This window comes from Mycobacterium sp. KBS0706 (assembly GCF_005938675.2).
Classification (GTDB): domain Bacteria; phylum Pseudomonadota; class Alphaproteobacteria; order DSM-16000; family Inquilinaceae; genus Inquilinus.
Genome location: NZ_VCCH02000021.1, coordinates 41,393 through 56,034, shown reverse-complemented (window position 1 = coordinate 56,034; position 14,642 = coordinate 41,393). Strand labels below are relative to the sequence as shown.

The following is a 14,642-nucleotide window of genomic DNA, read 5'->3' as shown; positions in this document are numbered from 1 at the left end:
GCGTTACTCCGCCGCCGCTTTGTGCTGGCCCAGGATCTCGTCGATGCACTGCGCCATCGTCTCCGAGGCGCGGGTGATCGGGTCCGTCATGTAGAAGTTCTCGACCGCCGAGACGAAGGGCGCCGAGCCCATCGCGCCCTCGGCGCCGAAGGCCCCCCACTCGCCCGCAGCTTGGGTGTCCGGCGTCCCAAAGACCGGGTTCACCGCGACCAGACGCTGGCGCACCTCGCGCAGGCTGTCATAGGGCAGCTTGCGGCCCATCGCCTCGCTGGCAGCGCGCAGGATCTTCCAGTCCTCGCGCGCCTCGCCCGGCGGAAACACCGCCATGCGGGCCTGCTGCACGCGGCCTTCGGTGTTGACGTAGGTCGCGTTCTTCTCGGTATAGGCGGCGCCCGGCAGGATCACGTCGGCGCGGTGGGCGCCGCGGTCGCCATGATGGCCCTGATAGACCACGAAGGCCTGGCCGAGGCGGCCGGTGTCGATCTCGTCGGCCGCGAGCAGCCAGACGAAGTCGATCTCGCCCTTGCTCGCGCCGTCAAGAATGCCGGCGACGTCGCGACCGCCCGGGCCCGGCAGGAAGCCGAGATCCAGGCCGCCGACCCGCGCCGCGGCGGTGTGCAGCACGTTGAAGCCGTTCCAGCCGTCACGGACCAGGCCGAAGGTCTCGGCGATCCGGCGGCAGGCCGCCAGGACCTGGGCGCCGTCCTCGCGGGTCAGGGCCCCCTGCCCCACGATCAGCAGCGGCGCCTTGGCGTTGCGCAGCACCTCGGCGAAGCCGTCGGTGCCGTCGGCGATCGCCGCCAGCGTCTCCGGCCCGGCGCCGAGATGGCGGGTGCGGTAGGTCAGGTCGGCATCCGGGCCGACCACGCCGACGGTCAGGCCGTTCTTCAGCCAGCGCTTGCGGATGCGGGCGTTGACGATCGCCGCCTCCGAACGTGGGTTGGTGCCGACCAGCAGGATGACGTCGGCCTGCTCGATCCCGGCGATGCCGCTGTTGAACAGATAGGCGCCGCGCGGCCCGGCCGGCAGCTTCGCCCCGTCCTGGCGGCAGTCGAGGTTCGGCGAGCCGAAGGACGCCATCAGGTCCTTCAGTGCGACCATGGCCTCGGCGTCGACGGTGTCGCCGGCGATCGCCGCCATGCGCTTGCCGTCCAGCCCCTTGGCCTTGTCGGCGATGGCCTGGAACGCCTCGGCCCAGCTGGCCGGCTGCAGCTTGCCGTCACGCCGGACATAAGGCCGGTCGATGCGACGGCGCTTCAGCCCGTCGACGGCGAAGCGGGTCTTGTCGCTGATCCACTCCTCGTTGACGTCCTCGTTCAGCCGCGGCAGCACGCGCATCACCTCGCCGCCGCGGGCGTCGATGCGGATGTTCGAGCCGATGGCGTCGAGCACGTCGACCGTCTCGGTCTTGCGCAGCTCCCACGGCCGGGCGCTGAAGGCGTAGGGCTTGGAGGTCAGCGCGCCGACCGGGCAGACATCGACCAGGTTGCCCGACAGCTCGGACGCGATCGCCTGCTCGACATAGGTGGTGATCTCCATGTGCTCGCCGCGGTTCACGCCGCCGAGCACCGGCACGCCGGCGATCTCGTCGATGAAGCGGATGCAGCGGGTGCACTGGATGCACCGCGTCATGAAGGTCTCGATCAGCGGCCCGAGATACTTGTCGGTGACCGCGCGCTTGCCTTCGGTGTAGCGGCCGCGGTCGAAGCCGTAGGCCACGGCCTGGTCCTGCAGGTCGCACTCGCCGCCCTGGTCGCAGATCGGGCAGTCGAGCGGATGGTTGATCAGCAGGAACTCCATGATGCCGCGGCGCGCGTCGCGCACGACATCGGTGTTCGTCTTGATCACCATGCCGTCGCCCGCAGGCATCGCGCAGGACGCGATCGGCTTCGGCGCCTTCTCCATCTCGACGAGGCACATGCGGCAGTTGGCCGGCACCGAGAGCTTGTCGTGGAAGCAGAAGCGCGGCACCTCGATGCCGAGGCGCTCGCAGGCCTGCAGCACCGACGTGCCCGGCTCGACCTCGATCTCGACCCCGTCAATCGTCAGCTTGGGCATCGGTGCCTTCCTATTCCGCAGCTTCGCGGCGATGGGCGCGGTCGCGATGATCGCGGATCCGCTCCTCCATCTCGTCGCGGAAATGCCGGATCAGCGCCTGGACCGGCCAGGCGGCCGCGTCGCCCAGGGCGCAGATGCTGCGGCCGTCGATCTGCTTGGTCACCTGCAGCAGCATGTCGATCTCGTCCGACCGCGCATTGCCGGTGACCATGCGCTGCATCACCCGGTACATCCAGCCGGTGCCTTCGCGGCACGGCGTGCACTGGCCACAGCTCTCATGCATGTAGAAGCGCGACAGGCGGGCGACCGCGTAGATCACGTCGGTCGACTTGTCCATGACGATCAGCCCGGCGGTGCCGAGCGCCGACTTGACCTCGCGCAGCGCGTCGAAATCCATCAGGACGGTGTCGCAGATGTCCTTCGGCAGGATCGGCGCCGAGGAGCCGCCGGGGATCACCGCCTTCAGGTTGTCCCAGCCGCCGCGGACGCCGCCGGCATGCTTGTCGATCAGCTCCCGCATCGGGATGCCGAGCTCTTCCTCGACATTGCAGGGCTGGTTCACATGGCCGGAGATGCAGAACAGCTTGGTGCCCTGGTTCTTCGGCCGGCCGATGCCGGCGAACCACGCGCCGCCGCGGCGCAGGATCTCGCCGACGACGGCGATGGTCTCGACGTTGTTGACCGTGGTCGGGCAGCCATAGAGGCCGGCGCCGGCCGGGAACGGCGGCTTGTTGCGCGGCTGGCCCTTCTTGCCCTCCAGGCTCTCCAGCAGCGCGGTCTCCTCGCCGCAGATATAGGCGCCGGCGCCGCGGTGCAGGTACAGGTCGAAGTCCCAGCCGGTGCCGGCCGCATTCTTGCCGAGCAGGCCGGCGTCATAGGCCTGGTCGATCGCGACCTGCATGTTCGAGGCTTCGCCGTAGAACTCGCCCCGGATGTAGATGTAGCAGGCATGCGCCCCCATGGCGAAGGAGGCCAGCAGCGCGCCCTCGATCAGCCGGTGCGGGTCGAAGCGCAGGATCTCGCGGTCCTTGCAGGTGCCCGGCTCCGACTCGTCGGCGTTGATGACGAGGTAGCTCGGGCGGCCGTCCTTGCTCTCTTTCGGCATGAAGGACCACTTCATGCCGGTCGGGAAGCCGGCGCCGCCGCGGCCGCGCAGGCCGGAGGTCTTGACCTCCTCGATGATCTTGTCGCGGCCGAGGTCGACCAGCGACTTCATATCGCTCCAGATGCCACGGCGCTTGGCGCCTTCAAGGCCCCAATCGTCCCAGCCGTAGAGATTGGTGAAGATGCGGTCTTCGTCGCGCAGCATCACTTCTCTCCCGTATCCGCGGTGCCGGCGTGGTCGCCGCTCGTCTCGACCTTCTGCTTCGGCCTGCCCTTCTTCTCGGGCTCCGCGTCGCCACGATGGGCGCCCGGCGAGGCCTCGGCCTGGGCCGCGACCTCATGCGCCGGCGGCGTGCCGCCAGACGCCGGGTCCGGCTGATCGGCCTGGGCGCCATCCGCGACCCGACCGGCCGAGGCCGGCACGGCCGGGCGATGACCCGGGCGCATGTTCAGCAGCGTGGTCGCGCCGGACAGCGCTTCGGAGTTGGTGCGGCCGTTCTGCGGGCCGGGCGTGGTCTGCTGCCCGGCCTTCAGCGCGTCGATCAGCGCCACCGTCTTGTCGTAGTCCAGATCCTCGTAGAAATCGTCGTTGATCTGGACCATCGGGGCGTTGACGCAGGCCCCAAGGCACTCGACCTCGAGCACCGAGAACTGGCCGTCTTCGCTGGTCTCGTGGTTGCCGCAGCCAGCCCGGTCCTGCAGCGCCCGCATCACGTCGCCCGACCCGCGCAGCCAGCACGGCGTGGTGGTGCAGACCTGGAAGAAGTGGCGGCCGACCGGCGCCTTGTTGAACATGGTGTAGAAGCTCGCGACCTCATACACCCGGATCCGCGGCATCTCCAGCAGGTCGGCGACGTGGTCCATCGCCACCCGCGGAATCCAGTTGTGATGCTGGCGCTGGGCGATGTCGAGCAGCGGGATCACCGCGCTCTGCTGCTTGCCCTCGGGATATTTGGCGATGATCTTCTTCGCCCGCTCGAGATTCTCGGGCGTGAAGGCGAATTCCTTCGGCTGGTCCGCCTCCGGCGCAATTCCTGCGGCCGTCATCGGTCGATCTCCCCGAACACGATGTCCTGGCTGCCGATGATCGCGACCGCATCGGCCAGCATGTGCCCCCGGCTCATGAAGTCGAGTCCCTGCAGATGGGCGAAGCCCGGGGCGCGGATGCGGCAGCGATACGGCCGGTTGGTGCCGTCCGCGACCAGATAGACGCCGAACTCGCCCTTCGGCGCCTCGACCGCCGCGTAGGTCTCGCCGGCCGGGACATGATAGCCCTCGGTGTAGAGCTTGAAGTGGTGGATCAGCGCTTCCATCGAGCGCTTCATCTCGGCGCGCGGTGGCGGCGACACCTTGCGGTCGGTGGTCTTCACCGGGCCGTCCTTCGGCATCTGCTCCAGGCACTGGCGGATGATGCGGTTGGACTGCCGCATCTCCTCGATCCGCAGCAGGTAGCGGGCGTAGCAGTCGCCGGTCAGGCCGACCGGGATGTCGAAATCGAGCTTGTCATAGACCTCGTAGGGCTGCGCCTTGCGCAAGTCCCAGGACACGTTCGAGGCCCGCAGCATGACGCCGGTGAAGCCCCACGCCTTGGCCTGCTCAGCCGTCACCACGCCGATATCGACCAGGCGCTGCTTGAAGATCCGGTTCTCGGTCAGCAGGCTTTCGAGGTCGTCGACAAATTTCGGGAAGCGCTCGGTATAGGCCCAGATGTCGTCGGCCAGGCCGGCCGGCATGTCCTGGGCCACGCCGCCGGGCCGGAAGTAGTTGGCATGGAGCCGGGCGCCGGAGGCGCGCTCGTAGAACTCCATCAGGAACTCGCGCTCCTCGAAGCCCCACAGCGACGGAGTCACAGCGCCGACGTCGAGCGCGTAGGTGGTGATGTTGAGCAGATGGTTGAGAATCCGGCTGATCTCGGAGAACAGCACGCGGACATACTGCCCCCGCTCCGGCACGGTGATGCCGAGCAGCCGCTCGACCGCCAGGGCGAAGGCGTGCTCCTGGTTCATCGGCGCGACATAGTCCAGGCGATCGAAATACGGCGTCGCCTGCATGTAGGTCTTGTACTCGATCAGCTTCTCGGTGCCGCGATGCAACAGCCCGATATGCGGATCGGCCCGCTCCACCACCTCGCCGTCCAGTTCCAGCACCAGGCGCAGCACGCCGTGCGCGGCCGGATGCTGCGGGCCGAAGTTCATGGTGTAGGGCTTGATCTGGGTCTCGACCATGATGCTTACGCCTTCGGCTCGTTCAGCGCGGCCTTCTCGTCGCCCGGCAGGACCACGGGCACGTCAGGACCGGGCCGCGTCATGCCCTCCCACGGGCTGAGGAAGTCGAAGGTGCGGAAATCCTGGGTCAGCTTCACCGGCTCGTAGACCACCCGCTTCTGCTCATTGTCGTAGCGGACCTCGACATAGCCGGTCAGCGGGAAGTCCTTGCGCAGCGGGTGCCCCTCGAAGCCGTAATCGGTGAGGATACGGCGCAGGTCCGGATTGTCGGCGAAGAAGATGCCGTACAGGTCCCAGGCCTCGCGCTCGAACCAGGTCGCCGCCGGGAAGACGTCGGCGGCAGACGGCACCGGCGTGTCCTCGTCGGTCGTCACCTTCAGCCGGATCCGGCGGTTATGCCGGAAGCTGAGCAGGTGGTAGACGACCTCCAACCGCTCCGGCCGGGTCGGGTAGTCGGCGCCGCAGATGTCGGTCAGCTGCTCGAACAGGGTCTCGGGCGCGTCGCGCAGATGGGTCAGCACCCGGACGATCGAGTCGCGCCGGACGGTCAGGGTCAGCTCGGCCGTCGGCGACACCGCGTGGCCGAGCACGTCCCCGCCCAGCACCGCCGCGAGGGCCGTGCCGAGATCGGTCAGTTCCTGGATCGATGCCATTCCTTGCTTCCCGATCCCTCAGCGGACGATCCGGTTGCCGCGCCGGATCTTCTTCTGCAGCTGCATGATGCCGTAGACCAGGGCCTCGGCAGTCGGCGGGCAGCCCGGGACATAGATGTCGACCGGGACGACGCGGTCGCAGCCGCGCACCACCGAGTAGGAATAGTGGTAGTAGCCGCCGCCATTGGCGCAGGAGCCCATCGAGATGACCCAGCGCGGCTCCGGCATCTGGTCGTAGACCTTGCGCAGGGCCGGGGCCATCTTGTTGGTCAGGGTGCCGGCGACGATCATGACGTCGGACTGGCGCGGGCTGGGCCGCGGGATGACCCCGAGTCGGTCGAGGTCGTAGCGCGGCATGTAGGCGTGGATCATCTCCACCGCGCAGCAGGCCAGGCCGAAGGTCATCGGCCACAGCGACCCGGTGCGCGCCCAGTCGAACAGCGCGTCGACTCGGGTCAGCAGGAAGCCCTTGTCCTGGATCTCGGCATTGGCGGCGCGGATCACCGCGTCCTGCCCGGCGCCCTGGGGAATTGGCGTGCCGACGCCCACGGGGCTGGTCGCCACGGGGCTGCTCGACTGCGTCGCGCTCACTCCCATTCCAGCGCTCCCTTCTTCCACTCGTAGATGAAGCCGACGGTCAGGACGCCGAGGAACACCATCATCGACCAGAAGCCGAACATCCCGATGTCCTTGAGCGCCACCGCCCAGGGGAACAGGAAGGCCACTTCCAGGTCGAAGATGATGAACAGGATCGAGACCAGATAGAACCGGACGTCGAACTTGGAGCGCGCATCGGCGAAGGCGTCGAAGCCGCACTCATAGGCCGAGAGCTTCTCGCTGTCCGGATTCTGCTTGCCGGCGATGAAGGACAGGCCGACCGCGGCGCCGGCGATCACGATGGCGATCGCCAGGAAGACGAGGATCGGAAAGTACTCCGACACAAGAGAGGTCGTCATCGCTCACCCGTCACACGTGGAGCCTGCGCGATCTTGATCGGCAGGCGCTCCACCCCAAATCTCTTTCTTCGTCGTGAAGGGCCGTCCGTCACGGCCGCCCTTCCGGCGCGGCCTTTATAGGCCGGCATGTCGGACGAGAGAAGCGAATTTCCGCCACATTTTGTAGATGCGAATGCTTCTCAACCGCATGATTTTGCTGGGATCTTCGCGCTTCCGGACGATGCCGCGGACAGCCAGTTGGACCGGCGCGTCCAGCCGCGTCCAAATGCAGCAAGGGCCGCTGCGCCCGTCGAAGACGAGGCCGGCCCGGCAAATATCGGTGATGGTCGGAGGAAGTGGCGCGAGTGACGGGACTTGAACCCGCGGCCTCCGGCGTGACAGGCCGGCGCTCTAACCAACTGAGCTACACCCGCGCAGGGTGCCGGCAACGATCACAGGGCCTTCGGCGGAGCGCCGAAACCCGGAGCGAGACCGGAAAACAGGAAGTGGCGCGAGTGACGGGACTTGAACCCGCGGCCTCCGGCGTGACAGGCCGGCGCTCTAACCAACTGAGCTACACCCGCGCATCTGGCCGCTCATCGCGGCGAGGCGCTTGAGATACCCACTCCACCGGGGGCTGTCAACTTGAATTGCCAGCGGGCGGTGCGGGATTTTCGCGGCGCTCCGAACCCTTGAATTCTGGACCACCAAGGCAACGATACCGCCGGGAAACCGGCGGCGGGAACTGGTGGGCGATGACGGGCTCGAACCGCCGACACTCGGTGTGTAAAACCGATGCTCTACCAACTGAGCTAATCGCCCGGGCGGACCCGCGGGGACGATCCCGCGGGGTCCGGACATGAAACGGCCGGTCGGGCCAAGGCGCCGACCGGCCGGTTCGGGTCCATAAGCGGAGGCGCTTACTTCTTCTTGCCGCCGGCGCTGTTGACGGAGTCCTTCAGGCCCTTGCCGGCCTTGAACTTGACCTGCTTGGAGGCGGCGATCTTGATGGTCTCGCCGGTCCGCGGATTGCGGCCCTCCGAAGCGGCACGTGCCGCGACGCCGAAGGTGCCGAACCCAACGAGGCGGACTTCCCCCCCCTTCGTCAACGTCTGGGTAACACCGTCGATGAAGCTGTCGATGGCGTTGCCAGCATCGGCACGCGACAGACCGGTGCTTTCCGCGACGTGTGCGACGAGATCGTTCTTGTTCACGTGTCGGCCTCCTTCAGGCTCTGTGTTGGTCGTTCCGGCGGGTTCGCCGGATACAGGCTAGGTACTCTCCAAACCGACAACCGTTCGATGCGCCTTTTCCCGACACCGAAACGTCACGAAATGTAAGCGTATCGCGGAAACATGGTCAATCGTCGGCGGCCCTGAAACACATGGAATTCTGCCAAGTTCCAAGGCCGCCGCGATGCCTCAGTGACGGATCACCGCTTCGTCGTCGCCATCGGCTGCAACAGGGGCGATGTCGTCGACTTCCGTTTCCTTCCACTCGATCGGCTCCAGAGGACGCACCAGGGCGTTCTTCAGAACCTCCTCGACACTGGCAGTCGGCAGGATTGCCAGGGCCTTCTTCACCGAATCCGGGATATCCGCAAGGTCTTTTTCATTGTCCTTCGGAATAATCACGGTCTTGATGCCGGCCCGGACGGCCGCCAACAGCTTCTCCTTCAGCCCGCCGATCGGCAGCACGCGCCCCCGCAGGGTGACCTCGCCGGTCATCGCCACGTCGCGGCGGACCGGGTTGCCGGTCAGCGCCGAGACGATGGCCGTGACCATGGCGACGCCGGCCGACGGCCCGTCCTTCGGGGTCGCCCCCTCCGGCACGTGGACGTGGATGTCGCGCTTGCCGAACAGGGTCGGCTTGATGCCGAAGGACACGGCGCGAGCCTTGGCGAAGCTTTCCGCCGCCTGCACCGATTCCTTCATCACGTCGCCGAGCTTGCCGGTGGCGACCACGCGGCCGCGGCCGGGGACCGGCACGGCCTCGATCGACAGGATCTCGCCGCCGACCTCGGTCCAGGCCAGGCCGGTGACGACACCGACCATGTCCTCCAGCTCCGCCTCGCCGTAGCGGAACTTGCGCACGCCGGCGTATTTGTCGAGATCCTCCGGCTTGACGACGATCTTCTTGACGTCGGTCGACAGGATCTCGCGCACCGCCTTGCGCGCCAGGCCCGCGATCTCGCGCTCCAGGCTGCGGACGCCCGCCTCCCGGGTGTAGTAGCGAATCAGGTCGCGCAGCGCCTCGTCGGTCAGCGTCCACTCGCCCTTCTTCAGGCCGTTGGCCTCGGCCTGCTTCTGGATCAGGTGGCGCTTGGCGATCTCGACCTTCTCATCCTCGGTGTAGCCGGGGATGCGGATGATCTCCATGCGGTCCATCAGCGGCTGCGGCATGCGCAGGCTGTTGGCGGTGCAGATGAACATCACGTCCGACAGGTCGTAATCGACCTCGAGGTAGTGGTCGTTGAAGGTCGAGTTCTGCTCCGGATCCAGCACCTCGAGCAGCGCCGAGGACGGGTCGCCGCGGTAGTCGGCACCGAGCTTGTCGATCTCGTCGAGCAGGAACAGCGGGTTCGACGACTTCGCCTTCTTCATGCCCTGGAGGATCTTGCCGGGCATCGAGCCGATATAGGTCCGCCGGTGGCCACGGATCTCCGCCTCGTCACGGACGCCGCCGAGCGACATGCGCACGAAGTTGCGGCCGGTGGCCTTGGCGATCGACTTGCCCAGCGAGGTCTTGCCGACGCCCGGAGGGCCGACCAGGCACAGGATCGAGCCGCGGATCTTGTTGGTCCGCTGCTGCACGGCGAGATATTCGAGGACGCGCTCCTTGACCTTCTCCAGGCCGAAATGGTCGTCGTTCAGCACCTGCTCGGCGTTCAGCAGGTCCTTCTTGATCCGGGTGCGCTGCTTCCACGGAATCGACAGCATCCAGTCGAGATAGTTGCGGACCACCGTGGCCTCGGCCGACATCGGGCTCATCGACCGCAGCTTCTTCAGCTCGGCCATGGCCTTGTCGCGGGCCTCCTTGGTCAGCTTGACCTTGTTGATCCGCTCCTCGAGCTCCGCCGCCTCGTCGCGGCCGTCCTCGCCCTCGCCGAGCTCCTTCTGGATCGCCTTCAGCTGCTCGTTCAGGTAGTACTCGCGCTGGGTCTTCTCCATCTGCCGCTTGACGCGGCTGCGGATGCGCTTCTCGACCTGGAGGACGCCGATCTCGCCCTCCATGAAGCCATAGACCTTCTCCAGCCGCTCGGTGATCGAGGCGATCTCGAGGATCTGCTGCTTCTCGGGGATCTTCAGCGACAGGTGCGCGGCGATGGTGTCGGCCAGCTTGGCGCCGTCCTCGATCTGGTTGACCGAGACCAGCACCTCCGGCGGGATCTTCTTGTTGAGCTTGATGTACTGCTCGAACTGGGCGACCGCGGCCCGGCCCAGCGCCTCGACCTCCTGCGGGTCGGCGCCGACCTCCTCGAGCGGCTCCACCTGGGCCTGGAAGAAGTCCGGATTGTCGGCGTAGCGGACGATGCGCGCACGCTTGACGCCTTCGACCAGCACCTTGACGGTCCCGTCCGGCAGCTTCAGCAGCTGCAGCACCGTCCCGATCGTGCCGACGTCGAAGATCTCCTCCGGCGACGGGTCGTCCTGCGAGGCGTTGCGCTGGGTGACCAGGAGGATCTGCTTGTCCTCCTTCATCACATCCTCAAGCGCACGCACCGATTTCTCGCGGCCGACGAACAAGGGCACGATCATGTGCGGGAAGACCACGATGTCCCTCAGAGGCAACACCGGGTACAGCGTGTCTTTGTTCAGGTTCAACATGCGTTCTGCCTTACTGGGATGGGCAGCGGCCCGAGGAGCGGCGCCGCGCCGGCGCCGGACGGTGGAGACCCGGCGCGCCCAATAGACGTGGCGATGACCGGAAGCCGTTCAAGGGACGGGAATGCTGCAGCCCTCATGACCCGGTCACAAGAGCGCAATCGGGCCACAGTGGCAAGCCAAAGGCGGCCTTTAGCGGTAATTATGAAACGAAACAGCCGATGCCCGGAGGCATCGGCTGTCAGGTCGATCAGGATCTGTCGCAGGCCCGGCGTCAGGCGCCGGGAGCGCGGTCCTGCTGTTTCTCGGCGTAGATCAGGAGCGGCTTGGCGCGGCCGTCGACCACCTCGCGGTTGACCACGATCTCGACCACGCCGTTCATGCTCGGCAGGTCGTACATCGGCTCGAGCAGGATGCTCTCCATGATCGAGCGCAGGCCGCGCGCGCCGGTCTTGCGCTGGATGGCGCGGCTGGCGATGCCCTTCAGCGCATCGTCGGTCAGCGACAGATGCACGTCCTCCATCTCGAACAGGCGCTGGTACTGCTTCACCAGCGCGTTCTTCGGCCGGGACAGGATCTCGATCAGCGCCTCGGAATCGAGGTCCTCGAGCGTCGCCACCACCGGCAGGCGGCCGACGAATTCGGGGATCAGGCCGAATTTCAGCAGATCCTCGGGCTCGACCTCGCTGAAGATCTCGCCGGTCGTCCGCTCATCCGGCCCGCGCACATCGGCGCCGAAGCCGAGCGAGCTGCCGCGGCCGCGCTGCGAGATGATCTTCTCCAGCCCGGAGAAGGCGCCACCGCAGATGAACAGGATGTTCGTGGTGTCGACCTGCAGGAACTCCTGCTGCGGGTGCTTGCGCCCGCCCTGGGGCGGCACCGAAGCGATGGTGCCTTCCATGATCTTCAGCAGGGCCTGCTGCACGCCCTCGCCCGAGACGTCGCGGGTGATCGAGGGGTTGTCCGACTTGCGGCTGATCTTGTCGACCTCGTCGATGTAGACGATGCCGCGCTGCGCCCGCTCGACGTTGTAGTCGGCGGCCTGCAGCAGCTTGAGGATGATGTTTTCGACATCCTCGCCGACATAGCCTGCCTCGGTCAGCGTCGTCGCGTCCGCCATGGTGAACGGGACGTCGAGGATGCGGGCCAGGGTCTGGGCCAGCAGCGTCTTGCCGCAGCCGGTCGGCCCGATCAGCAGGATATTGGACTTCGCGAGCTCGACCTCGCCGTTCTTCTGGCCATGCGCCAGCCGCTTGTAGTGGTTGTGCACGGCGACCGAGAGCACCTTCTTCGCGTGCTCCTGGCCGATCACGTAGTCGTCCAGAACCTTGCGGATGTCCTTCGGCGTCGGGACCCCGTCGCGGTTCTTGACCAGCGTGGTCTTGTTTTCCTCGCGGATGATGTCGGTGCACAACTCGACGCACTCGTCGCAGATGAACACAGTCGGGCCCGCAATCAGCTTGCGAACCTCGTGCTGGCTCTTGCCGCAGAACGAGCAGTAGAGCGTGTTCTTCGAGTCACCGCCTGCGGTCTTACCCATCACTGCCTCACTTCCGCATCCGCGATACCGATCCGCGTGCCCCCCGCCGCGGGGAAACGAACTCGCGGGCCAGGATGCGGCTGCCTCCAGATGGCGGCGGCTCCACCCTGCGACAAGCTCGTCCCGGCGCAAGGCAGATCCGCATCATCACGAATCAAGATAGCGCCCTTCGGCCCGGATCGGTAGGGCCGCGGGCAAAGAGATCGATTATTCGGCAACGGTCGGACGCCGCTCGACGACCTCGTCGACGATCCCGAAGCCCTTGGCTTCGTCGGCCGACATGAACTTGTCGCGGTCCATCGAGCGCTCGATCTCCTCGAGCGACTGGCCGGTGTGCTTGACGTAGACCTCGTTCAGCCGCTGCCGCAGCTTGAGGATCTCGCGCGCCTGGATCTCGATGTCCGAAGCCTGGCCGCGGGCGCCGCCGGAGGGCTGGTGCACCATGATCCGGCTGTTCGGCAGGGCGAAGCGCTTGCCGGGGGCGCCGGCCGCCAGCAGCAGCGAGCCCATCGACGCCGCCTGGCCGATGCACACGGTCATGATCTGCGGCTGGATGTACTGCATGGTGTCGTAGATCGCCATGCCCGCCGTGATCACCCCGCCCGGCGAGTTGATGTAGAAGGCGATGTCCTTCTTCGGGTTCTCCGATTCCAGGAACAGCAGCTGGGCGCAGACCAGGCTGGCCAGCTCGTCGTAGATCGGCCCGGTCAGAAAGATGATCCGCTCCTTCAGGAGGCGGGAATAGATGTCATAGGCGCGCTCGCCGCGATTGGTCTGCTCGACGACCATCGGGACCAGGGCGTTCATGGACGGCTCATACGGAGGCATACGTTCCTCGAAAGGCTCGCGCGGGCCGGCAGGGCGCCGCGGCTCGCCCCTACATTAGGGGAGGTCCGCGGCGACCTTCAACCGATCAAGCGCCGGAAGCGGTGTCGGTGGCGGCCGGCTTGGCTTCCGCCTCGTCCTCGTCCGGGTCGCGCGCCAGCTCCTCCGGCGTCACGGTGGTGTCGTTGACCTTGATCTTGCCGAGGATCACGTCGACGACCTTCTCCTCGAACAGCGGCGCGCGCAGATTCTCGATCGCCTGCGGGTTCTGGCGGAAGAAGTCGACCACCTGCTGCTCCTGGCCCGGATAGCGGCGGGCCTCGGCGATCAGGGCGCGGTTCAGCTCCTCCTGCGACACCTCGACGTTCTCGGCGCGGCCGATCTCGGCGAACAGCAGGCCGAGGCGCACCCGACGCTCGGCGATGGCGCGGTACTCGGCCTTCAGCTCGTCCTCCGGCTTGTTCTTGTCCGGATTGTCGTCGCCGCCGGTCTCGATCGACTGCTGTACCTGCTTCCAGATCTGGTCGAACTCCAGGTCGACCATGCCCTGCGGCACGGCGAAATCGACCAGCTCGGCCAGCTTGTCGAGCAGCTTGCGCTTGGCGCGCAGGCGCGACACCCGGCCGAACTCCTGCTCGGTCTGGCCCTTGACCGCGGTGCGCAGGCCCTCGAGGTCCTCGAAGCCCAGTTCCTTGGCGAAATCCTCGTTCACCTCGGGCACCACGCCCTTCTCGATCGACTTGACGTCGACCTCGAACTTCGCCGGCTTGCCGGCGTGCTCGGGGCTCTGGTACTCCTCGGGGAAGCTCAGCGAGACGGTGACGTGCTCGCCCGGCTTCTTGCCGATCAGCTGCTCCTCGAAGCCCGGGATGAAGCGGTTCGAGCCGATCTCCAGGCGGTGGTCCTTGCCGGACATCTCCTCGCTCGGCGCGGCGCCGTCGAGGCTGCCCTCGAAGTCGATGACGGCGACGTCGCCGGCCTCCAGGCCGCGTTCCTCGGTCACCGGCTCGAATTTGCGGCGGGTCTCGGCGATCCGCTGCAGGCCGGCGGAGATCTGCTCCTCGGTCACCTCGGCGACCGGGCGGTCGATCTCGACGCTGTCGAAGGCCGGCGCGGCGATCTCCGGCAGCACCTCGACATCGACCTTGTATTCGAGGTCCTTGCCCTCGTCGAAGCTGGTCACCTCGACCTTCGGGCGCAGGGCCGGGCGCAGGTTGCGCTCGTCCAGGGCCTTGCGGGTGCCCTCGTCGACGGCCCCTTCCAGGACCTCGCCCATGACCGACTTGCCGTAGCGCTGCTTCATCAGCGACACCGGCACCTTGCCGGGGCGGAAGCCCGGGAGCTTGACCCGGCCCGCGAGCTTGACGAGCTCCGTCTGGACGCGCTGTTCGATGTCGGCCGCCGGCACGACGATCTTGAACTCGTGCCGCAGACCCTCGGTGCTGGTTTCGATCACTTGCATCGGTCTTCAGGAATCC

General features: G+C 66.9%; 12 protein-coding genes and 3 tRNA genes. All 15 read right to left on the bottom strand.

The window, feature by feature from the left end:
• Positions 1 to 3: 3 nt before the first annotated feature.
• The 15 genes from nuoG to tig all read right to left on the bottom strand — a co-directional run bounded on the left by nuoG (position 4) and on the right by tig (position 14,626).
• Entirely contained in the window at positions 4 to 2,058 is a 2,055-nt protein-coding gene (gene nuoG, locus FFK22_RS13890) for an NADH-quinone oxidoreductase subunit NuoG (protein WP_138890686.1), read from the bottom strand.
• A 10-nt stretch (positions 2,059 to 2,068) separates the two neighbouring features.
• The gene (gene nuoF / locus FFK22_RS13885) at positions 2,069 to 3,367 is read right to left on the bottom strand and encodes an NADH-quinone oxidoreductase subunit NuoF (protein WP_138890685.1); all 1,299 of its coding nucleotides are present in this window, start codon (positions 3,365 to 3,367) and stop codon (positions 2,069 to 2,071) included.
• On the bottom strand, positions 3,367 to 4,209 hold the full coding sequence (gene nuoE, locus FFK22_RS13880) for an NADH-quinone oxidoreductase subunit NuoE (protein WP_138890684.1): 843 nt from the start codon (positions 4,207 to 4,209) through the stop codon (positions 3,367 to 3,369). The genes nuoF and nuoE overlap by 1 nt, the downstream gene beginning before the upstream one ends.
• The gene (locus FFK22_RS13875) at positions 4,206 to 5,387 is read right to left on the bottom strand and encodes an NADH-quinone oxidoreductase subunit D (RefSeq protein WP_138890683.1); all 1,182 of its coding nucleotides are present in this window, start codon (positions 5,385 to 5,387) and stop codon (positions 4,206 to 4,208) included. The genes nuoE and FFK22_RS13875 overlap by 4 nt, the downstream gene beginning before the upstream one ends.
• Positions 5,388 to 5,392: 5 nt before the next feature.
• A complete protein-coding gene (locus tag FFK22_RS13870; protein WP_138890682.1) occupies positions 5,393 to 6,040 on the bottom strand; it encodes an NADH-quinone oxidoreductase subunit C in 648 nt (215 codons plus the stop codon).
• 18 nt (positions 6,041 to 6,058) lie between these two features.
• Positions 6,059 to 6,637: an NADH-quinone oxidoreductase subunit B family protein gene (locus tag FFK22_RS13865; RefSeq protein ID WP_221938585.1), complete on the bottom strand. Its 579-nt coding sequence runs from the start codon at positions 6,635 to 6,637 to the stop codon at positions 6,059 to 6,061.
• Positions 6,628 to 6,996, bottom strand: a complete 369-nt coding sequence (locus FFK22_RS13860) for an NADH-quinone oxidoreductase subunit A (protein ID WP_138890680.1) — start codon at positions 6,994 to 6,996, stop codon at positions 6,628 to 6,630. The genes FFK22_RS13865 and FFK22_RS13860 overlap by 10 nt, the downstream gene beginning before the upstream one ends.
• A gap of 336 nt (positions 6,997 to 7,332) precedes the next feature.
• A tRNA-Asp gene (locus tag FFK22_RS13855) sits at positions 7,333 to 7,409 on the bottom strand.
• A gap of 73 nt (positions 7,410 to 7,482) precedes the next feature.
• Positions 7,483 to 7,559 (bottom strand) — tRNA-Asp (locus FFK22_RS13850).
• Positions 7,560 to 7,721: 162 nt separating this feature from the next.
• Positions 7,722 to 7,797: transfer RNA gene (locus tag FFK22_RS13845), tRNA-Val, on the bottom strand.
• Positions 7,798 to 7,895: 98 nt separating this feature from the next.
• Positions 7,896 to 8,189 (bottom strand): HU family DNA-binding protein, encoded by a 294-nt coding sequence (locus FFK22_RS13840; protein ID WP_138891105.1) that lies wholly within the window; start codon positions 8,187 to 8,189, stop codon positions 7,896 to 7,898.
• 207 nt (positions 8,190 to 8,396) lie between these two features.
• A complete protein-coding gene (gene lon, locus FFK22_RS13835) occupies positions 8,397 to 10,802 on the bottom strand; it encodes an endopeptidase La (protein WP_138891104.1) in 2,406 nt (801 codons plus the stop codon).
• Between the two features lie 271 nt (positions 10,803 to 11,073).
• Positions 11,074 to 12,339 (bottom strand): ATP-dependent Clp protease ATP-binding subunit ClpX, encoded by a 1,266-nt coding sequence (clpX, locus tag FFK22_RS13830; protein ID WP_138891103.1) that lies wholly within the window; start codon positions 12,337 to 12,339, stop codon positions 11,074 to 11,076.
• 207 nt (positions 12,340 to 12,546) lie between these two features.
• Positions 12,547 to 13,167, bottom strand: a complete 621-nt coding sequence (clpP, locus tag FFK22_RS13825) for an ATP-dependent Clp endopeptidase proteolytic subunit ClpP (RefSeq protein WP_138891102.1) — start codon at positions 13,165 to 13,167, stop codon at positions 12,547 to 12,549.
• Positions 13,168 to 13,252: 85 nt separating this feature from the next.
• On the bottom strand, positions 13,253 to 14,626 hold the full coding sequence (gene tig / locus FFK22_RS13820) for a trigger factor (protein WP_138891101.1): 1,374 nt from the start codon (positions 14,624 to 14,626) through the stop codon (positions 13,253 to 13,255).
• Between the last annotated feature and the right edge of the window lie 16 nt (positions 14,627 to 14,642).